The sequence below is a fragment of the Cytobacillus depressus genome, from assembly GCF_008923245.1.
GTDB lineage: Bacteria > Bacillota > Bacilli > Bacillales > Cytobacillaceae > Cytobacillus > Cytobacillus depressus.
In genome coordinates, this window is the sequence record NZ_WBOS01000018.1 from 40,390 (window position 1) to 64,851 (window position 24,462).

25 protein-coding genes and 1 pseudogene are annotated in these 24,462 nt (G+C 39.5%); 20 read left to right on the top strand and 6 right to left on the bottom strand.

The annotated features are described in order from the left end of the window. Positions 1 to 69 precede the first annotated feature (69 nt). The gene (locus F7731_RS22075) at positions 70 to 975 is read right to left on the bottom strand and encodes a LysR family transcriptional regulator (RefSeq protein ID WP_151536961.1); all 906 of its coding nucleotides are present in this window, start codon (positions 973 to 975) and stop codon (positions 70 to 72) included. 549 nt (positions 976 to 1,524) lie between these two features. Between F7731_RS22075 and F7731_RS22080 the strand changes: the two genes are divergently transcribed. The 20 genes and pseudogenes from F7731_RS22080 (at position 1,525) to F7731_RS22175 (ending at position 19,453) form a co-directional block, all read left to right on the top strand. Next, positions 1,525 to 2,298: an IclR family transcriptional regulator gene (locus F7731_RS22080; RefSeq protein WP_151536962.1), complete on the top strand. Its 774-nt coding sequence runs from the start codon at positions 1,525 to 1,527 to the stop codon at positions 2,296 to 2,298. Then, complete coding sequence (locus tag F7731_RS22085; protein ID WP_151536963.1) at positions 2,298 to 3,071, top strand: SDR family NAD(P)-dependent oxidoreductase; 774 nt, start codon at positions 2,298 to 2,300, stop codon at positions 3,069 to 3,071. The genes F7731_RS22080 and F7731_RS22085 overlap by 1 nt, the downstream gene beginning before the upstream one ends. An 18-nt stretch (positions 3,072 to 3,089) precedes the next feature. After that, positions 3,090 to 3,983, top strand: a complete 894-nt coding sequence (locus F7731_RS22090) for a fumarylacetoacetate hydrolase family protein (protein WP_151536964.1) — start codon at positions 3,090 to 3,092, stop codon at positions 3,981 to 3,983. Positions 3,984 to 4,017: 34 nt separating this feature from the next. Further along, positions 4,018 to 4,161 (top strand): annotated as a pseudogene (locus F7731_RS22095) (2-keto-3-deoxygluconate permease); the annotation flags it as partial. 351 nt (positions 4,162 to 4,512) lie between these two features. Further along, on the top strand, positions 4,513 to 5,517 hold the full coding sequence (locus F7731_RS22100) for a LacI family DNA-binding transcriptional regulator (RefSeq protein ID WP_151536966.1): 1,005 nt from the start codon (positions 4,513 to 4,515) through the stop codon (positions 5,515 to 5,517). 68 nt (positions 5,518 to 5,585) lie between these two features. Further along, the gene (locus F7731_RS22105) at positions 5,586 to 6,596 is read left to right on the top strand and encodes a fumarylacetoacetate hydrolase family protein (protein WP_151536967.1); all 1,011 of its coding nucleotides are present in this window, start codon (positions 5,586 to 5,588) and stop codon (positions 6,594 to 6,596) included. An 18-nt stretch (positions 6,597 to 6,614) separates the two neighbouring features. Beyond that, entirely contained in the window at positions 6,615 to 7,802 is a 1,188-nt protein-coding gene (locus F7731_RS22110) for a pyridoxal phosphate-dependent aminotransferase (RefSeq protein WP_151536968.1), read from the top strand. Further along, entirely contained in the window at positions 7,793 to 8,614 is an 822-nt protein-coding gene (locus tag F7731_RS22115) for a transporter substrate-binding domain-containing protein (protein ID WP_151536969.1), read from the top strand. Before F7731_RS22110 ends, F7731_RS22115 begins: the two co-directional genes overlap by 10 nt. An 83-nt stretch (positions 8,615 to 8,697) precedes the next feature. Beyond that, a complete protein-coding gene (locus F7731_RS22120) occupies positions 8,698 to 9,351 on the top strand; it encodes an amino acid ABC transporter permease (protein WP_151536970.1) in 654 nt (217 codons plus the stop codon). 13 nt (positions 9,352 to 9,364) lie between these two features. Next, complete coding sequence (locus F7731_RS22125; RefSeq protein ID WP_151536971.1) at positions 9,365 to 10,024, top strand: amino acid ABC transporter permease; 660 nt, start codon at positions 9,365 to 9,367, stop codon at positions 10,022 to 10,024. Positions 10,025 to 10,077: 53 nt separating this feature from the next. Continuing rightward, positions 10,078 to 10,803, top strand: coding sequence for an amino acid ABC transporter ATP-binding protein (locus tag F7731_RS22130; RefSeq protein WP_151536972.1), 726 nt, complete (start codon positions 10,078 to 10,080; stop codon positions 10,801 to 10,803). 42 nt (positions 10,804 to 10,845) lie between these two features. Continuing rightward, on the top strand, positions 10,846 to 12,024 hold the full coding sequence (gene thrC / locus F7731_RS22135; protein WP_151536973.1) for a threonine synthase: 1,179 nt from the start codon (positions 10,846 to 10,848) through the stop codon (positions 12,022 to 12,024). Positions 12,025 to 12,048: 24 nt separating this feature from the next. Further along, positions 12,049 to 13,008, top strand: coding sequence for a C-terminal binding protein (locus F7731_RS22140; protein ID WP_151536974.1), 960 nt, complete (start codon positions 12,049 to 12,051; stop codon positions 13,006 to 13,008). Between the two features lie 12 nt (positions 13,009 to 13,020). Further along, positions 13,021 to 14,100: a zinc-dependent alcohol dehydrogenase gene (locus F7731_RS22145; RefSeq protein WP_246197393.1), complete on the top strand. Its 1,080-nt coding sequence runs from the start codon at positions 13,021 to 13,023 to the stop codon at positions 14,098 to 14,100. Next, positions 14,093 to 14,842: a 2-dehydro-3-deoxy-D-gluconate 5-dehydrogenase KduD gene (kduD, locus tag F7731_RS22150; RefSeq protein WP_151537017.1), complete on the top strand. Its 750-nt coding sequence runs from the start codon at positions 14,093 to 14,095 to the stop codon at positions 14,840 to 14,842. Before F7731_RS22145 ends, kduD begins: the two co-directional genes overlap by 8 nt. A gap of 31 nt (positions 14,843 to 14,873) precedes the next feature. After that, entirely contained in the window at positions 14,874 to 15,818 is a 945-nt protein-coding gene (locus F7731_RS22155) for a sugar kinase (protein ID WP_151536975.1), read from the top strand. A 26-nt stretch (positions 15,819 to 15,844) separates the two neighbouring features. Further along, positions 15,845 to 16,534 carry a bifunctional 4-hydroxy-2-oxoglutarate aldolase/2-dehydro-3-deoxy-phosphogluconate aldolase gene (locus tag F7731_RS22160; RefSeq protein WP_151536976.1) on the top strand — a complete coding sequence of 230 codons (690 nt, stop codon included), beginning with the start codon at positions 15,845 to 15,847 and terminating at the stop codon, positions 16,532 to 16,534. 16 nt (positions 16,535 to 16,550) lie between these two features. Next, positions 16,551 to 17,312, top strand: coding sequence for an HpcH/HpaI aldolase family protein (locus tag F7731_RS22165; RefSeq protein ID WP_151536977.1), 762 nt, complete (start codon positions 16,551 to 16,553; stop codon positions 17,310 to 17,312). 189 nt (positions 17,313 to 17,501) lie between these two features. Continuing rightward, the gene (locus F7731_RS22170) at positions 17,502 to 18,164 is read left to right on the top strand and encodes a GntR family transcriptional regulator (protein WP_151536978.1); all 663 of its coding nucleotides are present in this window, start codon (positions 17,502 to 17,504) and stop codon (positions 18,162 to 18,164) included. A 104-nt stretch (positions 18,165 to 18,268) separates the two neighbouring features. Beyond that, positions 18,269 to 19,453, top strand: coding sequence for an iron-containing alcohol dehydrogenase (locus F7731_RS22175; protein ID WP_151536979.1), 1,185 nt, complete (start codon positions 18,269 to 18,271; stop codon positions 19,451 to 19,453). 160 nt (positions 19,454 to 19,613) lie between these two features. Here F7731_RS22175 and F7731_RS22180 read toward each other — a convergent pair whose 3' ends face one another. The 5 genes from F7731_RS22180 to F7731_RS22200 all read right to left on the bottom strand — a co-directional run bounded on the left by F7731_RS22180 (position 19,614) and on the right by F7731_RS22200 (position 24,451). Then, on the bottom strand, positions 19,614 to 20,399 hold the full coding sequence (locus F7731_RS22180; protein ID WP_151536980.1) for an SDR family oxidoreductase: 786 nt from the start codon (positions 20,397 to 20,399) through the stop codon (positions 19,614 to 19,616). A gap of 251 nt (positions 20,400 to 20,650) precedes the next feature. Further along, positions 20,651 to 21,316: a GntR family transcriptional regulator gene (locus F7731_RS22185; protein WP_151536981.1), complete on the bottom strand. Its 666-nt coding sequence runs from the start codon at positions 21,314 to 21,316 to the stop codon at positions 20,651 to 20,653. Between the two features lie 40 nt (positions 21,317 to 21,356). Next, positions 21,357 to 22,877 carry a tripartite tricarboxylate transporter permease gene (locus F7731_RS22190; protein ID WP_151536982.1) on the bottom strand — a complete coding sequence of 507 codons (1,521 nt, stop codon included), beginning with the start codon at positions 22,875 to 22,877 and terminating at the stop codon, positions 21,357 to 21,359. A 23-nt stretch (positions 22,878 to 22,900) separates the two neighbouring features. Continuing rightward, complete coding sequence (locus F7731_RS22195) at positions 22,901 to 23,356, bottom strand: tripartite tricarboxylate transporter TctB family protein (protein ID WP_151536983.1); 456 nt, start codon at positions 23,354 to 23,356, stop codon at positions 22,901 to 22,903. Positions 23,357 to 23,455: 99 nt separating this feature from the next. Further along, the gene (locus F7731_RS22200) at positions 23,456 to 24,451 is read right to left on the bottom strand and encodes a Bug family tripartite tricarboxylate transporter substrate binding protein (protein ID WP_151536984.1); all 996 of its coding nucleotides are present in this window, start codon (positions 24,449 to 24,451) and stop codon (positions 23,456 to 23,458) included. Positions 24,452 to 24,462 lie beyond the last annotated feature (11 nt).

A 24,462-nucleotide genomic window follows, 5' to 3' on the forward strand; every position in this document is an offset into this window, starting at 1 on the left:
TTGAGAAATACAGGTTTCTTATATATTGATAACGAAGAGATATAAATCGGCCATGTTTAATTACTATGATTATAAATAGATTTTTAGATCGGCGAGTAGCTCCACCATGTATTTTATGTTTCTCCTTATGTAAGGGCCTTCTTCCCAAACAGCTGAGATAGAGCTCTCCAGCTGGATATCTTCTAATTCTATACATGTCACCTCTTGAGATTCGATTAGTCGGAACATATCCATCGGCAGCAATGTAACTCCGAAATTATTCGAAACAAGATTCGCGATTGTCAACAACTCTGAACCGCTGCAAATTGTTTTTGGGGTAAAGCCCGCTGCTTCACATGCTGTTTGGAGCAATTGATGGAGAGCTGGTGCCTGTACCGAATCGTAATGTAAAAAGAAATCATCTTTCAGATCTTTTAAAGCAATCTTTTTGCGAGAAGCAAGCTTATGATTTGCTGACACAACTGCCCAAAGCGGAGACCGTTCAAGCTCTAAATACTCAATTCCCTCTTGATGGATTGAATGGAAGTTAACCTGTGTTCGAATAAAACCAATATGGTATTCTCTACTTTTGACGAGTTCGGTTACATGTGCAGAGGTTGTCTCTTTAATAATAAATTCGGTGTTTGGAAATTGTTCATGTATACTCCTCATTAATTTAGGCAAATAGAGACTAGCAGCTGAAGGCGTAGTTGCAACTTTAATCATGTTTGGCATTGTGGTTGCATCCATGATATTTGAGACTGTAGTTTCGATTTGGTCAAAGGAAGGGGCTACTTTTTCGAATAAATATTTACCTTCCTCTGTCAGCTCTACTTTTCTCGTTGTACGATGAAGAAGTTTTACCCCGAGCTGTTCCTCAAGAATATAGATTTGTTGGCTAATTCCAGGTTGTGAGACATGCAGTTTTCTGGATGCTTCTGTAAAATTTAACATCTTGGCAACTTCAATAAAATAACGAAGAGAAAGTAAATTCATTGTTTCACCCCATATTCTGAAACTTAGGAAAAATAGGTACCCCTTTTTTATAAAGATTGATTAACATTATTATCTTAAAATTTTGTCGAATCATCAATAATAACTGGCAATTCATGATTCTTTATCATTAATGAGTATCAGAATAAGACAACTATGAGATAGAGCAGTGTTGGAGGCTGAACGAAGTTATCAGGATAAACTGTTAAAAGAGTATAAAGGAAAAGTTAAAAATCTTGAAATGAAAGTGATAAGTACGAGAGATCAACTTAAAGAAGATAGAGAGTAACAATAATGTAGCTATTATAAATTGAAAGAGGACTAGGAGGTTCATATATATATAGTCCTCTTTTAATTTTGTAGAATAAATAACCAATAGTAAAAGGATGATTATAAGTATTTTCATATCAGTAATTATAATAATAAATATTTTCGGAAAATACCCATAAATGTATTGATTTTTAAAATTGTGATTATTACAATAAATATTGTAGTTTATTATTTAATATTTAGTTTATTATAGTAAACCATTACTAAGAGGAGGAAATTTGTTTGTCTGAAAAAAAGTATTGGGTTCCAGCAATTGAGAGAGCAAATATAATACTTAATCTAATTGCATCTAGACCCGCACATTATCGCTTAATTGGTCTTTCTCATAATTCAGGAATAAATAAGAGTTCCCTTTACTCTTTACTTCAAACGTTGGAAAGCCTCGAATGGGTGGTAAAAGAGGAGGATGATACATACTCCATTGGGCATACTTTAGGAATTCTAGCTTCCCCGTATTACTCGAATTTAAATGTAATTAAAGTATTTCATAAAGAAGCGAAGGTTTCTGTGAAAAAATTAGATGAAACCATTCAATTAGGGAAACTTGAAGGTGTTTACAATGTATATCTAGCTAGAGAAATGAATTCATCTCTCGTACAAATGGTTACAGCTCCAGGTAGTAGGTTACCTGCATATGCAACTGGCTTAGGTAAAACACAGTTATTAAATCACAATTTTGATGAGCTAGCTCATTTGTTTAAAGATGTTACCTTTGAAAAACTATCAAAGTACACACTGGAAAATGTTGATCAATTATGGAGAGACATTCAAACCGGGAAAAGTAAGGGAGTTATGCTTGATAAGGGAGAAGCAGTTGCGGGCTTTCATTGTGTTGCTGCACCTATTTATGATTTTAATAACCGTATAATAGCCGCAGTAAGCGTTACTATGCTAGAAAGTAAATGGGAAGAAAAACAATTTGTTGCTGAAGAGGAAATATTAGATTTAGCAAATCGAATATCAGCCTATTTTGGATATAAGGAAGGAGTAATGTAATGAAGTTAATTAATAAAGTTGCTTTAATTACAGGTGCAGGATCAGGTATCGGAAAAAGTACAGCTTTGTTGTTTGCGCAAGAGGGAGCAACAGTTATTGTAAATGATATTAATGAAACGCAAGGAATGGAAACAGTTCGAGAAATTACCAACAATAACGGTGAAGCCTTTTTTATCAAAACCGATGTAACGAATGCAATTGAAGTTGAAAATATGGTAAATAAGATTATTTCTGATCATGGAAAAATCGATATCCTCTTTAATAATGCAGGAATTTCTGGTGTAGGTGCTGCCCATGAACTAGATGAGGATACATGGGATAGAGTTATCAATGTTAATGTGAAGGGTGTATTTTTACCAAGTAAATATGTAATCAGTCATATGATGAAGAGGAAGGAAGGAAGCATTATTAATATGTCCTCTTGTGTAGCTGAAATTGGACTTATGAGAAGAACAGTCTATTCTGCATCCAAAGGAGCAGTGCTTGCCCTCACAAAATCTATGCAAGTAGATTATGCTGCGTACAATATTCGGATTAACGCATTGCTTCCTGGAACAATACTTACGCCTTTTGTAGAGGACTATTTAAGTAAATCTTACGATAATCTGGAAGAAGCTTTTAATACAATTAAAAAACGTCAGCTTAGTGAAGAAGTAGGACGTCCAGAAGATGTAGCAAAAGCTGCTCTTTTCCTTGCCTCCGATGAATCAAAGTTTATGATGGGATCCCCACTATATATTGATGGTGGAGTTGTTTCCGGTAAATTAGCATAAAAAAGAAAGGTGAACATGATGAAACTATTAACTTTTGAAAAAGATAATGAATTAAGAGTTGGAGTAAAAACTGAAAGAGGAGTACTTGATGTTCTAAAAGCGTCTCTTTATTTTGAACAAGAGAATCAATTTACAATCAATAATATTATCCAAGGAAATGATAGCGCTATCAATAAGCTAAACGAATTGGTTTCAAAAGCATCAGAGATTGAAAATGAGCGATTATTTTTAGATGAAGAAGCTATTAAAATCGGTCCTTGTATTCCAAATCCAGGGAAAATCATTTGCGTTGGTCTTAATTATAGAAAGCATGCTGAAGAAACAAATGCTCCGATACCAGAATATCCAATCCTATTTAATAAATTTTCTAACACGGTCTCTGCAAACGGAGATGAAATATTATTACCTTTTAACTCTAGTCAAGTAGACTATGAAGCTGAATTAGTAATTGTAATTGGTAAAGAGGCAAAAAGAGTGAGTATTGATAATTCGCTGGATTATGTATTTGGATACTGTGCTGTAAATGATTTATCTGCAAGGGATCTACAGTTTCGAACACAACAATGGTTGTTGGGAAAAACAAGCGATGGTTTTAGCCCATTAGGTCCTTATCTTGTTACTTCAGATGAGGTCGGTAATCCGAATCAATTATATATCAAAAGCTATGTTAACGATGAAATAAGACAAGACTCCAATACATCCGATATGATTTTTTCTTGTGCTGAGATTGTTAGCTATATCTCTCAATATATGACGTTAGTACCTGGGGATATTATTTTAACAGGAACTCCTGAAGGCGTAATACTAGGCTATCCTCCTGAAGAACGGGTCTGGTTAAAGGATGGAGATAAAGTGACGATCGAGATTGAAAAATTAGGAAAACTAACAAATATTATGAAGCAAGAAATTTAAGGGGAATGTAGATGGAAATCAAAGAACACTTGGTCGTATTCCAGGTGGAATGATGGTTGTTCCATTGTTTCTAGGAGCGATAATAAATACTTTATTTCCTAATACTGCTAGTACTTTCAGGTCATTTAATAAAAGGGCTATGATTGTACATCATAGCCCTTTTCCTATGGTCCTATAATCTTAATTTATGCCAAATTTGAAAATTAGGAATTTTATCATAATTGGTTGACAAGCCAAACATAGTGATTATAATAAAAACATAAGGTTTCATCTGATGTATCAGATATCACATTTTACACATTACGTGCTATTGATGGAAAGCGGTGGAGGGTTAAATAATTCTGGTTACTCGCTTTCCATTAGATTGTGAACTACGGAATAAATATTCAGTTTATTCGCCTTGTAATGAAAATAAAAAATATATAAAATATTCAAAAAATATATTGATTTATTAATTGAATGATATTTATAATTATCTAAATCGGTTTAGTAAACCGATTTAGTATTGATCACTATTAAGGAGATCAAAATGAAAAAAGTTACGATGGATGATGTTGCAAGGCATTCTAATGTCTCGAAAAGTACTGTTTCACAATATTTGAATAAACGCTATGACTACATGGGAGTAGATACGAAGCGGCGAATCGAGAGTGCGATCAATGAATTAGGTTATCGGCCCAATTTTGTGGCCAGAAGCCTTAAGCAAAAAAGGACATCGACGATTGGAGTGATAATCGCAAATATCTTGCATTCGTTTTCAACAAAAATCGTCCGAGCTATTGAGGACGTTTGTAACGAGAATGATTTCCATGTGATTATTTGCAACGCCGACGATGATCCGGCTAAAGAGAGAAAATACATAAATATGCTGAGGTCAAAACAAGTCGATGGCATCATTGTGTTTCCTACTGGCGGGAATATGGAGTTGTATCAGAGTATGGTAAGCGAGAAATTCCCTCTGATCTTTGTAGACAGAATGCTGGATGAGTTAACGGTTGATACGGTTCTCTTGGACAACCAAGAAGCAGCGTACATTGCCGTAGAGCATTTTCTCAACCTAGGGCACACCCGGATTGGAGTCATAACCAGTTCTCTTATTCACAAGATAACCCCTCGTGTAGAACGAATCGAAGGTTATAAAAAAGCACTCAGTGAAAATGGAGTTCCTATCAAGGACGAGTACATAAAGGGGTTAAAAGTAGAGGACATGAAACAGGGGCTTCGAGAGATGTTTACCTCAGACGAGCCTCCCACGGCAATACTAGCTTGTAACGATCTCTCATTGATTGAGGTCTTGAACTATGTTAAAGAAAATGGTCTGTCAATCCCTGATGAACTGGCGCTAATCGGGATCGACGATGATCCATTCGCCAATATTTTTAGTCCGCCACTCACAACTGTTTCACAACCTGTCTTTGAAATGGGGAAAAAGGCAGCGGAACTTTTGTTAGAGAAGATCAAAAACGCGGAGCGAGAGGGAATTGTCCAGATCTATCGATTTCCACCTTCACTCATTGTTCGTCGGTCAACATGAAAGCGCTTAATTCCGTTAAAAGTAAACGCTTGGATGCCAAAATTAATGAAAAATGGAGGATCGATTAAATGAAACTATTGACGTTTCAAACAGAGAATGGCATGAAACTGGGTATCATGACAGACCGAGGGATTCTAGACGTGAAGCTTGCGTCGAGTAAATTTGCGGGGAAACGCAAAATTCCAAAGACTCTTGAAGGAGTTTGGAGAGAGCTTCTGGATGTAGAACAGGCGTCTAGCAAAGTTGAAGAGTATGGTGTTCCGACAACTATGGAAGAGGTTTTGGAAGGGGGAGATAATTCACTCACAGCGCTTACTGATTTACTCAATAAAGCAATGAACGAGGATGATAATGAATTCTGGCTGAATGAAGAGAATATAAGGTTTGGCCCATGTGTCCCCAATCCTGGAAAAATCATTTGTGTTGGACTTAATTATCGCAAACATGCAGATGAAACCAACCAACCTGTTCCTGAATATCCAGTTTTGTTTAACAAATTTGGAAATGCCATTGCAGCCCATGGGGGTGTGATCCAGCTACCGCTTTATGTCAACGCAGTGGATTACGAGGCGGAGTTGGGAATTGTGATTGGAAAACAAGCAAAGCATGTTGCAAAGGATGAGGCATTAGAATACATACTCGGCTACTGTAACGTCAATGATCTATCGGCTCGTGATTTGCAGACACGCACAAGTCAGTGGTTACTTGGAAAAAGCTGTGACGGATTCAGCCCTTTAGGCCCCTACCTAGTTACATCGGATGAAGTTGGCAATCCTAATAATTTGTTTATCCGATCAATAGTGAACGGAAAAGTAAGACAAAGCTCCAATACTGCCGATATGATTTTCTACTGTGATGAAATCGTGAGTTACATTTCACGATATATGACACTTGAGCCGGGAGACATTATTTTAACGGGAACTCCTGAGGGAGTGATCATGGGATATCCGAAAGAAAAGCAGATTTGGCTAAAAGATGGAGATGAAGTCACGATTGAGATTGAAAAGCTCGGCCGCCTCACCAATCGATTTAAACAGGAAGTAGAAAACCATAAAAGATCAGAAATCAATCAGTATTAGAATAAAGGAGGAGTAATTATGAAAAATATATCCGAAACGAGAAGTTCCTTACCACGCTCAGGAATACGCGAAATCATGGATGTTTCAGCAAATATTCCAGACGTGATTCATCTTGAGGTAGGGGAACCCAATGTGAATACACCGATTCATATCCGTGAAGCGGCATACGCTGCGATGAACGAAGGGTTTACACATTACACTGCAAACGCGGGATTACTTTCACTACGTGAATCTATTGCCACACACTTGCTGAAGCAATACGATTTGCAAGTGAAATCAGACCAGATTGTAGTAGCCGCAGGAGCAGTCAATGCACTAGCAGCAACTGTGCTAACGCTTGTCGAGTCTGGAGAAGAGGTCTTAATCCCAGATCCAGGGTGGCCGAACTACGAACAGATTATTTTAAGTCAGGAAGCGATCCCTAAGCGTTATAAGCTAAATCCAGAATTAGGATTTGTTCCGGATATGGCTGATTTGGAGCAAGTGGTTACACCGAATACTAAGGCGATTATCATTAATTCTCCTGGAAATCCCACTGGTGGAGTGTTAAATGAAGAAAACATAAAAGAAATCATAGATTTCGCTGAAAGGCATGATCTTTATGTCATTTCTGATGAAGTGTATGACGGGATTGTTTTTGAAGGAGAACACCTCTGTCCTATGTCGTACGATTCAGAAGGAAGAGTGATTAGTATTTTTGGTTTTTCCAAGAATTATGCGATGACGGGATGGCGAGTTGGGTATGCAGTAGCTCCACAGCAGATTGCTCCTATCATTGCCAAAGTATTAGAACCATTAATCTCATGTGCATCCTCTGTTTCCCAAAAAGCTGCTGAGGCCGCAATCTCTTCTTCACAAGATTTTGTTGATGAAATGCGTGACATCTACAAAGGAAGACGGGATCAAGCATACAAACTACTTGAGGAAGCAGGGATCAAGGCATACAAGCCTAAGGGAGCTTTCTACATGATGATTGACTTGTCGGATGTTAGGACAAATGAGGAAAACTTGGCGCTGGCATTGTTGAAGGATTCTGGTGTTGCTGTTGCTCCAGGAGCGACATTTGGTTCGTCCACAAAACAGATGATCAGAATCTCTCTCGCGACTGAAGATTCAAAGCTATTAGAAGGCGTTAAACGAATCTGTAATTTTGTTAGAACAAATAGAGAAAAAGTAAATCAAGGGGGAGCTTCAAGATGTTTCTAAAAAACAAAAGCGCCATTCTTATTTTAGTAATATCAATAGTTTTGCTGCTTGCTGGGTGCACTTCCCAGGCAAGTACAGGACCATCACAAAACAGTGAGAGCCGGCTGGACAAAATTATTAAAGCTAAAAAGATACGGATCGCCACTTATGCCGACAGCCCTGGTTGGAGTGTATTGAATGAAAAAGGAGAGTACGAAGGATTTGACCCAGATGTTTCTCGTAAACTTGCAGAAGCTTTAGGTGTTGAGATTGAATTTGTGACAACAGATGGGGTGAACCGAATTCCTCTGCTTGAATCAGATAAGGTAGATGTAGCAATCTCTGTATTTACTCCAACGAATGAACGTGCAAAATCTATCAATTTTACAAATCCGTACGCAGCAGCAGGTCTGGTTCCGATGTATTCAAAAAACAAACCAATCAAAAGTTGGGACGATTTGTCAGGTAAAAAGGTTTCGGTCTCTAAGGGATCTACGGGAGACATAGCAGTAACCAAGCATTTCCCAGAAGCGGAAGTTGTCCGTTTTGATGCAACGGCGGATGCGTTTTTAGCTTTGAAGACTGGAAAAGTTGACGTGTTTGTTGAAGAAGATGGAATCATTTTGGATTTGCTAAAAAAGAATGCGGAGTTTGAATCGCTACCGGGTCAACCGTTCCTATCCGCTTACATTGCGATGGGTGTGAAAAAGGGTGACCAAGAATGGCTGAATTACTTGAACCATTTTATTCGTAACCTAAATTACTCTGGTGAAACTGCCGAACTTTACAAGAACCGGTTTGGTGTAGAAATACCAAAGTTATTAACCTATTAATTTCAAGTTATTACACATGAATCAGGACGCGGGGAATGATCATTCCCCCGTTCTGAAAACCCTAATAGTGAGGTGAATAGTTAGTGAACTTGGTATTCCACGATATTATTCCTTTTTTTCCTTTACTGGTTAGCGGCTTGCTTACAAGTTTATACATTACCGTTATCTGTATGTTAGCTGGGACGCTCATCGGCCTTTTTGTCGCATTAAGTAAAGCAAGCAAGAACGTTTTGATTAGTTTCTTGGGTAATTCATACATAGAAGTGTTTCGTAATACTCCCTTGATCATCCAATTATATATTATTTTTTTCGGGCTGGGTCAACTGGGTATCGATATCAATCCACTATGGTCAGCGGTAATTGGGATTACAATGAATAACGCCGCATATACGGCTGAAATATTCCGTGCTGGTTTCAGCAGTGTTCCTAAAGGATTAAACGAAGCAGGAAGCGCATTAGGGATGAATTCTTCACAAATTTTCCGGCATGTTATCCTGCCTCCTGCAGTTCGAACTGCATTTCCTGCATTGACCAACCAGCTAATCTTGCTCTTCTTGTTTTCTTCTGTTGCTTCCGTTATTTCGCTTGAGGAATTAACTTACCAAGTTATGAATATTGAAACACAGACATCGAGAACATTAGAAATTACTTTGATTGCCACTTTACTCTATTACGGATGTTCGTCCGTTTTTGTATATCTATCAAACCTTTTATCAAAGAAAGTGTTCAAATGGTAAAGGAGGAATAACGATGACACAGGATTTCGGTTGGGTTCATATCATTCCACTCTTGAAGGGCGCATGGCTAACCATCCAACTTTGTTTTTTTTCATTATTTTTTGGAAGTTTAATAGGGTTATTGATTGGTTTAGGGACAACGTCCAAAAACAAACTTGCGAAATTAATTTCTTCTATATATATAAGATTTGTTAGAGGAATCCCCTTACTTATGATTATCTTTATGATTTATTTTGCACTACCAATGCTTGGAACTGGGATTAATTTTTCCAAAGGGTTCTCCGCCGTTTTAGCGCTCTCTATTTATGCTGGTGCTTATATAGGAGAAATTGTCAGAGGAGGAATACAATCCGTTCCGAAAGGACAGTTCGAAGCCGCTGATGCATTAGGTATGACCTATCTTCAAAAATTCCGGCATGTGATTGTCCCGCAAGCACTAAAGTTTATTATACCGCCGGGTATTGGATTTTTTATCGCACTGATCAAAGATTCATCCTTGGTTTCAATCATTGGATATATTGATTTAACGAAGGCGGGCAAGGTAGTTAGCTCTCTTACTTTTAATCCAATCGCCTCTTTCCTAGCCGTTGCAGCGATTTATTTCGTTCTCTGCTTTGGTTTATCAAAGGCTTCCTACTTCTTTGAAAGAAAGTTTCTTCAATCTAATATGTAATTCTGGCTTAAACACCTTGTAGAAAAGGAAATAAGAGGAAGGGGAGATTCTGAATGAACATTCAAGTGAAAAATCTGCATAAAAGTTACGGCAATATGGAGGTCTTAAAAGGGGTCGACTGTGAGATTCGTGAGGGAGAGGTGGTTTGTGTGATTGGTCCTTCTGGTTCTGGAAAAAGCACCTTTCTCCGTTGTCTAAACCTTTTAGAAGAAATCACAAGCGGTCAAGTAATAATTGGTGAACACGATCTATCGGATCCAAAAGTGAATATCCACAAATTACGGATGGAAGTTGGCATGGTGTTTCAACAATTTAATCTGTTCCCACATAAAACAGTTATTGAGAATGTTATGCTTGCGCCGATGATAGTTAAGAAAAAATCCAAAGAAGCTATAAGAACAAGAGCACTTGAACTACTGGAGAAGGTTGGACTGAAGGAGAAAGCAGATGCGTATCCCGGTAGTCTTTCCGGGGGGCAGATGCAAAGGGTAGCCATTGCTCGAGCCTTAGCAATGGATCCTAAAATCATGTTATTTGATGAGCCTACCTCAGCACTTGATCCCGAACTGGTGGGAGAAGTGTTGACTGTTATGAAAGATCTTGCTCGAGAAGGAATGACAATGGTTGTCGTGACACATGAGATGGGCTTTGCCCGTGAGGTTGCTGATCGAGTGATCTTTATGGATTATGGCTACATAATTGAGGAAGGAGAGCCAGAAAGGATCTTCCAATCTCCAAAAAATGAGCGGACGCAATCATTTTTACGAAAGGTTATTTAGACAATCTGGTCGTAATTTATTTTATAGCAAGGTTGTGATCAAATGCATGCCTTAGGTTTAAAATGTATTGGCTGCCATACAACGTATCCACTATTCCCGCTGTATGAATGTGAAAAGTGTAGAGGAATTTTGGACGTATACTATGATTTCGAGAAACCAAGGGAGTCTGATATCTTTTTACCGATTACCGGAGAAAAACGAATTAGTCTAGGTGAAGGCAATACCAGTCTGCTACAGTCTCGAAATCTTGCAAAAAGACTCGGACTTAAAAACTTGTTTCTTAAATGTGAGTTTACTAATCCAACAGGTTCCTTTAAGGACCGTCCCGTATCAATTGGGATTTCGAAGGCGGTTGAATTTGGTTTTACAAAAGTGATTGCCGCTTCAAGTGGAAACGGTGCAGCATCGGTTGCCGCCTATGCTGCACATGCTGGTCTTGAAGCGATTATTTTGGTACCTGAGAAAACTCCGATAGAAAAGATTAAACAGACCCTTGCTTATGGAGCAAACGTCATTCGTGTCAAGGGTCCATATAGTAATTGCTTTACATTGGCCAAGCAGGTAGGAGAAAAGCAAAACATTTTTAATCTGACTACTACCTTCCTAAATCCTTATACGGTGGAAGGGAATAAAATGGTCGCGTATGAGTTATTTGAACAGCTGAACAGCTCGATTCCTGACGTCATTTACGTGCCTATCGGTGCCGGCCCATTGCTCGCTGGCATTTACAAAGGGTATCTGGAACTAAAGCACCGCCATCATTTCGGAAAGCTACCTAGGATGGCAGGAATTCAAGCCGAAGGAAATAATCCAATCGCATCTGCGTTTTTATATGGAAAGTCATCCGTAAGCCCGGTAGCTAATCCATGTACGATTGCGGGCGGGATTGCAGATGGATTGATGGGTTATGAAAAGGATGGTATGTATACATTGCAGTGCATAAATGAATCAAAAGGATTCGCCCTTGATGTTTCAGACTCTTCTATGTTAGAAGCTCAGATGTGGCTGGCACGAGATGAAGGAATTTTTGTGGAGCCTTCTGCTGCAGCGAGCATCGCCGGAGTGGCGAAAAGTTTGCAAGAAAACCGGATTCGCGAAGACGATTACATTGTCGTATTGTTAACCGGGCATGGTCTAAAAGATATGGGCAATGTTCCCGTTGCTTGTGAAGTGCCAATGATTGAATACATAGATCAACTTTTTGAACTTTTGAGGAAATGAACTTGGAAAAGAGGTGGCGGTGGCATGAGTCTTTTTACCATTGGAATAACGGATTGTGACCATCCATCAGTTGAAATTGAACAGAACATAATTAATAAGAGTTCCGGACGAATGGTACTACACCAATGCAAAACAGAGGAAGACGTAATTCGTGAATGCAGTGAAGCAGATGGACTTTTGAATCAATATGCTCCCTTAACACGAAACGTGTTAAGTCAGTTACCAAGATGTAAGGTAATTGTTCGTTACGGGGTGGGAATAAACAACATAGATCTCGATGCGGCAAGTGATTATGGAATCCAGGTTTGCAATGTGCCTGATTATGGCGTAGATGAGGTATCTGACCACGCATTGGCTCTTTTGTATACCCTGGCAAGAAAGACGTTGTTGTTAGGAAATTCCGTACGAAAGGGAGAATGGGAATTCAGCATTTCCCGTCCGATATTGCGTTTGAGAGATCAGGTTGTTGGGGTGGTTGGACTTGGCCGAATCGGAAGCGCTTTTGCTAAGAAGGCACATGGGGCTGGTTTCAAGGTAATTGGCTATGATCAAGGGAGAAATAGGTCAGAATCATTACCGTTTGTAGAGCGCGTCAGTTTTGAACAGTTACTAGAGCTCTCTGATATCATCTCGGTTCACTGTCCATTAACGAATGAAACAAAAAACCTCTTTGGCGAAAAAGAACTCCTTTCAATGAAGTCTTCTGCTTTTATCATTAATACAGCTCGAGGCTCAATTATTAATGAGGTCGCCTTAAATCAGGCACTTGAGAAGGGATGGATTGCAGGGGCGGCATTGGATGTGATGGAAGTGGAACCTCCTAATCCAAATAACCCTTTATTACAGCGTGAGAATTGTATCATCACGCCACACGTTGCCTGGTATTCCGAACAGGCCTTTGATGAATTAAAGCGAAAAGCAGCTGAAGAAGCTGTTCGATTTTTAAAAAGACAAGAAATTTACTATCCAATGAATCTAGTATAAGGGAGTGTAGTGATGATGAGTCATTTAGAAAAAATGGCCAGCGCTGTTTATTATGGAGCTAGACAAATTCAGGTGGAGGAAAGACCAAAGCCGACTCCTCCTGAAGGTTGGGCATTGGTGAAGGTGAGTTATTCGGGTATTTGTGGGACGGATCTTAACATATATGTAGGGGCCCATCCGCGTGCGAGGGGCCCGCTCGTTTTAGGCCATGAACTTTCCGGTACGTTGGTGGAAGGGCATCCTTCTTTGAAAGCGGGAACGCCTGTTACCATTCGCCCGCTTTTATTCTGCGGAAAATGTGAACCTTGTCAAACGGGAATGAGCCATGTGTGCAAGGATCTAAAACTAGTGGGAATTGATTGCGACGGGGCCATGGCTGAATATGTTGTTGCTCCGGTAGAAACAATCCATGCTTTACCTGATGGGGTTTCGTTAAGGTTAGGCGCTTTGATTGAACCGCTAGCGGTTGGCGTCCATGTTGTTCGACAATCTGAATTTACACCCGGTGATACGGCTCTGGTATTTGGGGCTGGCCCAATCGGCATGTGTGTAGCTGTTTCTTTACAGCTCTTAGGCGCTGGTCGGGTGATCGTGGTTGAAACCAATCGATTCCGCCTGCAAATGGCCAAAGAAATGGGATTTGAAACGATTGATCCTGAAGAAGGTGACGTGGTCGAGCAAATTTTATATAAAACAGAGGGGAACGGTGCTGACTATTCGTTTGATTGTGCAGGACACCCTTCCGTATCTGAAATCTTGACACAAGTAACGAGAGTAAGAGGAACCGTTGTTATTGTCGCTGCTTACAAAAAAGCGGCGCCGATTGATTTACTGCAAGTCATGTTTAAAGAAATTACGCTAAAGGGTGCTAGGGTATATACACCGAAAGATTTTGACATTGCTGCGGAGCTTTTAAAAAAACCGTTTGATTTTGAAAAGTTAATTACTCATGTTCTACCTATTGATGATATTCAAACTGGATTTGATCTGCTTCTTTCTGGTGGTAATGCAGTTAAAGTGTTGGTGGAAATCGGATTAGAAAAAAATGATAAAAACTATAGCACGGAGGCGGTAAGTGTTGACCATGTTTGATCTGCAAGGGCAGGTAGCTGTCATAACAGGAGCGACGAGAGGACTCGGGCAGTCTATGGCAATTGCTTTGGCGGAGGCAGGGGCGGACATTGCACTCATTCAGCGTTCGGAATCAGATACAGGCACCAAGCAATTAATTGAACAAATAGGCCGGCGGTGTGAAATCATTCTCTGCGATCTATCTAATTTGGATCAGGTGAAACAGGTTATGGAGCAAGTCAATAATCAATTCGGTCGGGTGGATATCCTTGTGAACAATGGAGGCATTCAAAGACGTTCCCCGGCTGAACAATTTTCGGAATCCGATTGGGATGATGTGATTGACGTAAATCTAAAAACCGTATTTTTGCTATGTCAGCAGGCTGGTCTCCAGATGATTTCACAGGGGCGCGGTAAGATCATTAATATTGCATCATTGTTATCGTTCCAAGGCGGAATGACTGTACCTGCTTACGCTGCAGCCAAAGGCGGTGTTGCCCAGTTGACCAAGGCACTGGCAAATGAATGGGCTGCTCAAGGGATCAATGTCAATGCGATTGCGCCAGGTTACATGGATACAGACATGAATGATGCGCTCAAGCGAAATGAAACGCGAAATCGCCAGATAATTGAGAGGATTCCCGCAGGGCGTTGGGGGAAACCGGAGGATATGAAGGGGAGTGTCGTGTTTCTTGCTTCACGAGCATCTGATTATGTGAATGGCCATGTACTAGTGGTAGATGGTGGCTGGATGGGAAGATAGTTTGACAGCATACATTAAAGGAGGAAAGGCAATGGACGTGGTAACATTCGGAGAAACTATGGTGCTCTTTACACCAGAGTCCATAGGTCCACTTCGTTTTGTAGGAAAGTTTGAAAAAACCATTGGCGGTGCGGAATCGAATGTAGCGATTGCGCTGTCCCGGCTTGGAGCTGAAGTAGGTTGGATAAGCCGATTAGGTGATGATGAATTTGGATCATATATTCGCAATTTTATCCGGGGCGAGGGTGTAGACACATCCCAAGTGAAATTTGATAAAGAGCATCCGACTGCTGTTTTTTTTAAAGAGCGACAGGCGGGGGATGAACCTAAAGTCTATTATTATCGAAAAGGATCGGCAGCAAGCCAGATGAGTTCAAATGATTTGGATGAGGCCTATATAGCACAGGCCAAGTTCCTTCATATTTCGGGGATCACGGCTGCCCTCAGTCCCTCATGCAGGGATACCGTATTTCGCGCGATTGAGATGGGGAGAAGGAATCAGCTTACGATCGTATTTGATCCTAATATCCGACTGAAACTCTGGTCGAAAGAAGAGGCACGGGAAGTATTGATGGATATTGCTAGTCACAGTGATATAGTTCTGCCAGGCATTGAAGAAGGGAAAATCATGACCGGGGAATCGTCTCCTGAAAACATTGCGGCTCGTCTCCTGAAGAACGGCGCCAAGGTTGTCGTTGTAAAGCTTGGTGAAAAAGGGGCCTATTATGCCACGGATGAACAAGCAGAGTATGTAACAGGTTTTCCTGTTCAGCAGATTGTAGATACAGTCGGCGCTGGAGATGGGTTTGCCGCTGGATTCTTGTCTGGCTTGATTCGAGGATGGTCCTACCGAGACGCTGTTGAATTGGGTAATCGTGTTGGCGCTTATGCGTTAACAGTCCCAGGTGATGTAGAAGGGTATCCGTTCTGGAGCCAGATTTCTCCTGATGAAAAGAAAGAAGAAGTGTATCGTTAGGAAATTCGGATAGAGGAGGAAAAGATTTGCTGCCAAAAGTAATGCTTTTAAATAAATTAGTAGAAAGCGGTGTAATCGCTGTTATTCGTCGGATTCCTGAGGATCAGATTGAACTGGTCGCGGAAAGTCTTGTTGAAGGAGGGGTAACGGCACTCGAAGTTACGGTTGATTCACCAGGAGCCTTCACAGTCATAAGCAAACTTTCCAAGAAAATGAGAGGACGGGCACTTGTCGGTGCAGGTACCGTCCTCGATGGTGAATCCGCACGCTTAGCGATTCAAAGTGGTGCCGAATTTATTTTCAGTCCAAGCCTTCATCAAGAGGTAGTTCGGACTGCCCTCCGCTATGGGAAAATTGCTGTTCCTGGGGTGATGACTCCGACAGAAATGATTACTGCAATCGAATGGGGTGCTGACTTGGTCAAAATTTTCCCCGCGGCTGGTCTTGGCGTACAGTACATCAAAGATATAAAAGCTCCTTTTCCCCATATTCCAGTCATTCCGACAGGTGGAATAAATCTTGAAAACGTTGCATCATTCGTGCAAGCGGGTGTAGCTGCCGTTGGAATTGGTGGTAATTTGGTAGATTACCAAGCCATCGAAGAATCCGACTTTGAGAGAATTACCCAGACTGCGAAACAATATGTAACCTCTATTCAAGAAGCGAGACAAATAATGAAAAAGTCCGAGCCAACAATCCAAGTAACAATAAAATGATTAGGAGGAGATCTAAATGACTATTAATTCAATGAAAAGAAAGTTACAGGAAGGGAAATGTGTATACGGAAGCTGGGTGAGGATTCCTTCCCCAATAGTCGTGGAAGCATTAGGAAGCGTAGGCTTTGATTTTTTGCATATAGATTTGGAGCACAGCTCAATTGATCTACCTATGCTAGATTATATGGTTTTGGCTGGCTATAGTCAGGATATTCAGCTTATTGTGAGAACCGCTTCCCAAAACCCGGCGGATCTTTATCGAATAATGGATATCGGCGTATCCTCATTCATTTTACCAAGGATAGAAACAGCTGAGCAATGTGCGAAACTTTTACAAGGTATTCGATATTCACCTGCTGGAGCCAGAGGACTCGGTGGTCCGGTTCGAGGAAATCGTTGGGGAGTAATTTCATTAGATCAGCATATGGAGGAAGCTGAAAAAGAAACAACTGTAATTGTTCAAATTGAATCAAAAGAAGGATTAGCAAATCTGGATTCGATTTTAGAAGTTAACGGTATCGATGTCATTTATATTGGACCTTTGGATCTTTCGCAGGCATTGGGTTACCCAGGTCAAGTAGAGCATCCGATCGTTCAGGAGACGATTCATTCAATGGTCAAGACAATACGAGATAAAGGCATCGCTGTCGGGATTCACGCATCCGATACGGAACAAGCAAAATATTGGGCTGAACATGGCATTCAATATTTTACGGTAGGAATGGATGTCACTCTCCTTCAATCCGCAGGCTTGTCCTTAATGAACAGTCTGAAATAGTATCGATAAAGATGAGAAGTAGTCAGACATGAGCTTCCATTTAATACACCAGTGGAAATCGAAATGATTGTACAGATCAAATAAGTCTGCCCTCACGGTCCATCTACCTTCCAGTATTGAGATATGAATGTTTTTTTCTATCTGATACAATATAAGGAAGGAAAAATAAAGGTGAAGGATAGATATGCAATGAGTAAAACAATCACGTTTGACAATTTAAATTTGCATGAAAGAGTATACCTATATTTACGCGATGAAATTGTACATAACAAATTAAAGCCTGGATCACGGATCGAATATGATAAATTGATGGAAGAATTGGGAGTAAGCCGTACCCCATTGCGGGATGCCTTAAATAGATTACAGTTGGACAATCTGATTGAAGTGAGACCGCGATCTGGGACATTTGTCAGCACACCTAATCGTAAAGATATTGAAGATATTTACAACGTACGCAAGCCATTGGAAGTGACTGCCGTAGAATTGGCGGCCACTTTTATTCCCCAGGATTGTTACCAGCAATTAATGGAGGAGGCTGAACATGCGGAAGAAGAATTAAAAAAGGGAAATACAGAACCTTTTTTTGCCTCTGATCGCAATCTGCATCGGGTCATTATCAGTTACTCCAATAACAGTCGATTGATTACGATTATGGACTCATTGGAAGTGCAAATCAAGTGGTTTGGTATTATCATGACCAAAAACCTTGACAGGCCATATCGGGCGATAGAAATGCATAAAAAAATAATCAAAGCCATGCAAGACGGTAAGATCGATGAAGCCAAACGAATTATGGCACAACATATTGAAGAAGTTAAACAAGATATCTTGAGTGATTTCACTGAGGGTTAACTTGTATTAATAGAAAAATTAGAGTCGGACTGAAGCATTTTTACGAAAATAGAGTTTCTTCGTAAAGATGCTTTTTTAAAACTAAATTAAAGGAGGAGAAACTTTTGAAGTCTACTTCTAGCATTCTACAAAAACCTTCATTTGATTTTAACCTGCTAACTAATATTAAAGTGGGAGAAGGTTTACTAGCTGAGACCGGTAAGTTAACAAAGACGATTACCGAAGGAAATAGGGTTCTTATTGTGACAGATTCAGGTATAAGGCGTACGGGGATCGCAGATAAAGTTTGGATTTCCCTAGATAAAGAAGGTTTTTATTGTAAATGGTTTGATTCTGTAGAGCCAAACCCTAAAGATGAGGATTGCGAAACAGGAGGAGAGGAAGCCCAGCGATGGAAAGCAGATGTGATTGTGGCGGTAGGCGGTGGATCTGTCCTTGATTCTGCCAAAGCTATTGCACTTCTTCAAACCAATCACGGTCGTATTCAGGATTTTGTAGGGAGAGACCGTGTTTTAAATGAAGTAACTCCTGTGGTGGCAATTCCTACTACTTCAGGCACCGGATCAGAGGTTACCTATTCCGCAGTTATTACAGATATAAATAAAAAGGTAAAAATGACAATAAAAGATAGGAAACTTGCTCCAAAACTAGCAATTGTCGATCCGGAAACAACATACGCATTACCAGCACATATTACCGCGTCTACTGGAATGGATGCATTTGTTCACGCAATTGAAGCTTACACATGCCGACTTGCTAATCCGCTTTCGGATGCAATGGCACAGGGGGCGATGGAAAAGATATTTCAATCTCTACGTGAGGCTGTACTGAATGGAGAAAATAAAGAGGCACGTTATAATATGATGGTAGGTTCACTGATGGCTGGTATTGCTTTTTCCCATGCCGATGTGGCGGCTGTTCACTGTATGGCAGAGGCATTAGGTGGACTATATGATACACCTCACGGAGTGGCAAACTCTATCTTTCTACCAAGCGTCACTGCTTATAACGCAGAGAAGGATCCCGAAAAACATGCACGGGTAGCTAGGATATGTGGTTTACCAACAGCAGGGATTTCTGATAAGGAAGCTGCATTACTCTTAGTGGAGGAATTAAAACTTATGGCTAAAGACATTGGAATCCCGGCATTCCGCAGTCTTCCATATGTTAAACAATCAGACTTTCCTCAACTAGCAGATGTTGCTTTTTCAAATGGATCAACTCCAAGCAACTGTCGCGAAATAAATCGGGAAGATTATCTTAATCTTTTTCATAAGAACTATGAATAAGCACGACGAAATAGAAGAGAGCTAAGTCCCTCCTTAGGGGAACGAGGTGCTGAAAAAAGCTTTAAGTTAATCCGCTTCATATTGAAAGTATAATAGCTTACTGAAAAAACGGAGACTAACTTGGTCTCCGTTTTTTCAGTGGGCTATTGAATGTAATCCCTTATACAGAGGTCACCATTCCTCCGTCTACATGTAATGTGCTTCCAGTTATGTATGTGTTTGCACCAGAAGCTAGGAAGGTTACAACCTTTGCAAATTCACTTGGCTCTCCATATCGTCCTAATGGGATCGTATTAAATTGCTTTTTTGCTTCTTCTTCGATGGATACACCTTTTTTCTTTGCATTTAGGGCCCTGATATTTTCCAATCTTTCAGTTCGAATCAACCCAGGTCCAACAGTATTTACTAAAATATTATAAGGAGCCAATTCTGCGGAAAGTGATTTAGATAGCCCTACTACTCCGAGACGAATTGAATTTGATAATATTAATCCTGGAATTGGTTGTTTAACTGACGTAGAAGCTAGGTTTACAATCCGTCCACCTTCTTTTTTTAAGTCAGGAAGGACTTCACGAATTAACCTAATATAACTAAGTAAGTTTAATTCAAATGCCTGCTGCCAAGCTTCATCATCAAAGTCTTCAAAGTTTCCGGCTGGCGGCCCCCCGGCATTGTTAATCAATATATCAATTTTTCCAAATGCTTCTCTTGCAGATGCAACAAGGGATTTAATTTGGTCATAATTCGTAACGTCACATACATATGAATAAACACGACCTGACCCAAGTTCTTCAAGTTCGCTTTTAACTTTTTCTAACTTTTCACCATTACGACTTGTAATAACAACATTTGCGCCCTCTCTAACTAATTCTTCAGCGATAGCACGTCCAAGCCCTTGACTAGAAGCTACAACTATTGCGTTTTTTCCATTTAATTCAAGATCCATTTTCACACTTCCCTACTATTTAAAATTAATTTTTATTTAGAATTTGAATATTCCGGCATAAAACTTGAGAAAAGGTGAATCATATTGATTCAGATAAGAATCTTTTACATAGAAGAGAGTGATAGTCTTTACTGTTAAAATGACAAACTCAAATACTTGACCTTAAATATAGAAATAGATACCTTCATACAGTCACTGTTTTAGCCATTACTTAATTGAATTCACTCTACAAAAAGTAAACCTATTATGATTCATGTTTCTTGTATAAAGTCATTAAGAATATCACTTCTAACCTCTTCAAGATGTTGTCCCATTAGCAATTTGGCATCCTCAATATTTCGTTCGTATATCGCTTGAATAATTTTTCTGTGCATAATTATTGCACGATTAGGACGATGGAGGTTAATAGTCATAATAATACCGAACCATTTTATTTGAGCTTCTAAAGATTCCATAATGTCGATTATGCGACTATTATCGGAGTATTGAATTACTGTCCTATGGAAGTTGTGGTCGGAGAGAAAAAATGGCTCTGGATTTCCCTTTTTTAACTCTGACTCAGCAAAATCTGCTTCATCAAATAGCTTTTGACAATCAGATGCAGAAATGGAGTGTACTGCTGTTTCAATTGAAAGCATTTCTAATGATTTTCGCACATCGTATACTTCTTGTATATCTTTAGGTGTAGGTACACAAACATGTGTACCTGAACGTGGTTTTATTTCAACTAACTTATCATGTTGTAATCGATTCAAAGCATCTCGAAGCGGTGTCCGGCTAATACCGAGCTCCTCCATTAGCAGTTCATATTCTATTTTTGATCCGGGTTTTATCTCATTATTAATAATTTTGTCCCGTAAATGTATATAAACCCGATCGTTTAAGTTTAAATTATTAAATATTTTTTTTTCCCCCAAACTAATCGCCTCAATTTACAATAATTTGATAATAGTTATTTTAAGCGGATCTTCGATTATTATTGATTGAATCATTACGCTTCTTCCACATTCCTAAAATGGACTTGATCACAGGTAAAAAGAACGTAAGGATTGCAAGTGTTAGAAGTACTGCTGTTATTGGACGTGTATAAAAAATATCAAAGCTTCCATTTGACAGGCTAAGTGCTCTTCTAAACTGACCTTCTGCCATCGGTCCTAAAATTAATGCTAATACGATAGGTGATGCAGGAAAATCAAATTTTTGCATATAATAACCAATGATTCCCGCAATGATCATAATGATGATATCAAAAACGTTGTTGTTAATAGCATATGAACCAACTACACAAAGCATTAATATGGCTGGTGTTAAAATGGCTTTTGGTATTTCAACCACTTTTGCAAAATACCGAGCCATAAATAGACCTATAATTAGCATTGCGATATAACAAAGAAGCATTCCGCTAAAAAGAGTGTAAATGAGATTACCATTGTTCTGAAATAACATTGGTCCTGGCTGGATACCCTGTACCATTAATGCACCTAGCATAACAGCGGTAACAGAATCACCTGGTATACCTAATGTTAGGAGTGGAACAAATGCTCCCCCAGTACACGCATTACCTGCTGACTCGGCAGCAGCAACCCCCTCCAACTTTCCTTTTCCAAATCCTTCTTTATCCTTATTAAATCGTTTTGCTTCATTATAAGCAACAAATGCTGCTATATCACCGCCGGCACCTGGAATAATACCAATGGCTGTCCCAACCCCTGTTGAACGGAGAACAGTGGGTCCAACAGTTTTAAAATCTTTTTTCGTTACACCAATCCCTTTAATCTTCATTGTCATTTTTTGGACAATGTTTATCTCTTCTAGTGATTTAAAGGCTTCAGATGCTGCAAAAAGACCAATCATTACCGGAATGAAAGGAATTCCATTCATAATATTAGAGTTTCCACCAGTAAATCGTGGAAATCCTTGTATAGGATCAAGCCCGATTGTTGCAATTAGTAGCCCAATGACTCCTGCAATCAACCCTTTAATTAACGAGCCTCCAGATATACTTGCGACAATACTTAGTCCAAAAACAGCAAGTGCAAATGATTCTGGTGCGCTAAATTTAAGAGCAAAATTTGAAAGGACAGGGGATAGAAACATTAGAATGATAATACTAATAAAGCCACCAGTAAATGCTGAAATTGTAGCAATGCTGAGTGCTTTTCCCCCCATCCCTTTTTGGGTAAGAGCGTAACCATCAAGTGTAGTTGCTGCCGATGCCGGCGTTCCTGGTGTTCGAAGTAAAATAGCTGGAATCGCCCCACCATAAACACCGCCAAAATATACACCTGAAAGTAATAGTAAACCGGAAATAGGTTCCATTCCAAATGTTAGCGGTAATAGCAATGCTACCCCCATGGTTGCCGTAAGTCCCGGTAGTGCCCCAATTATAATTCCAATGGTAACACCGAGAATAGCAATAACTATAACACTAGGCTGTGAAAAGAGTGTTAAAAACCCTTGGCCTATTAATTCAGTCATTCAAATCACCTCAACTTTAATTATTAGGAAAATAAGTTACCAGATGGTAAAGGCACTTTTAGCAAGATGGAAAAAACAACGTAAATAGCAGCGGTAATCAGTGCAGTAAAAACAATTATTCGAATAGGTTTCCGATAATTAAAAATCCACATCATACCTGCTAAGAAAACTGGAGTTGCAATTAGAAATCCAGTAAACTCCATCAAAAAAAAGTAAGCAAAAGTGCAAATCATTCCAACTATGGCTTTTATCCATTCCTTATTTCCGTGCTTTTTTTCTTCTTCCCGCACTTTATACAAACTAGTTAAAATGTAGAGAACCGATAGACCGATTAATAGATATGCATAAAAATTGGGAAAAAACCTTGCTCCTACATCATGACCAAGACCTTTCGGAAATTGAGAAGCGATGGAAAGGATAAGAATAGAAAAAGCCATTAGAATCAAACCTATCATTATTTCTATACGCTTTATTGTCACAATTCTGCACCTCGTTTTTTATTAATAGGATAATTTTAAATATTATAAAGAAAGAAAGGCCCGCATTAACAAGAGTATCTCTTGTTAATGGACGGGCAATTATTGTTGTTTTATATTTGACTTTGCTATTAAACTACTAAATAGTTCATAATCATTATCAATCACTTCTCTAAAACCTTTATCATCTTTATATATAAGTCCCAAGTTCATTTTATCAAGTACATTAATAAAGGTTTCTTCTTCTACAGCTTTTTTAGAAGCTTCAGTTAAAATATCTACGATTTCTTGAGGTGTATCTTTTGGAACACCAACTCCACGCCATGTACCGACAGAAAGATCAACCCCACTTTCTTTTAGGGTAGGAACATCTTTATATTTATCAAGCCGCTCATCTGTCATAATCGCAAGCATTTTTAATTTACCAGAATCTATATGGGCTGAAACCTCTGCCGGGCTTACTGTAACCGCTTCTAAGTGCCCGCCAAGTAAGGCTGTTACTGCAGGAGCAGCACCATCATAGGGAATATGGCTAAATTTTGTACCAGCTACGTCTTCAAGTGCAGCAGCTGATAGGTGCCAAATGGACCCAGTCCCAGCATTTCCAATGCGGATTTTTTCAGGATTTTTCTGAGCATCTTCAAGAAATTCTTCTACTGTATCCCATGGCGCATCTGCACTTACAGTAATAGCTGAAGGGTCAGCATTTAATTGTGCAACCGTTTTCAAATCATCTTTATTAAATGAAACAAGGCCCATATTAGGAAGAATCGCAAAATCTCCTGTTATCAAAGTAGCTTTGTATCCGTCAGCTTTTGCATTAATCCCTTCAGTAAATCCGATAGCACCGCCGCCACCGGTTTTATTAACTACACCGATTGGTTCAGAGAAATGGTTTTTCATCGCATCAGCATAAGCACGTGCAACCGCATCAGTACCACCGCCAGGGGCAAATGGGACAATTAGTTCAACCTGCTTTGTTGGATAATTACTAGCACTAGTATTTTTTCCACCGCTTTCTGAACTCCCACTACATGCAGCAAGACCTAATGTAAGAGCAGTTGCTAGAATGAAGTTAAATGACTTTTTTACTTTCATCTCTGTTTCTC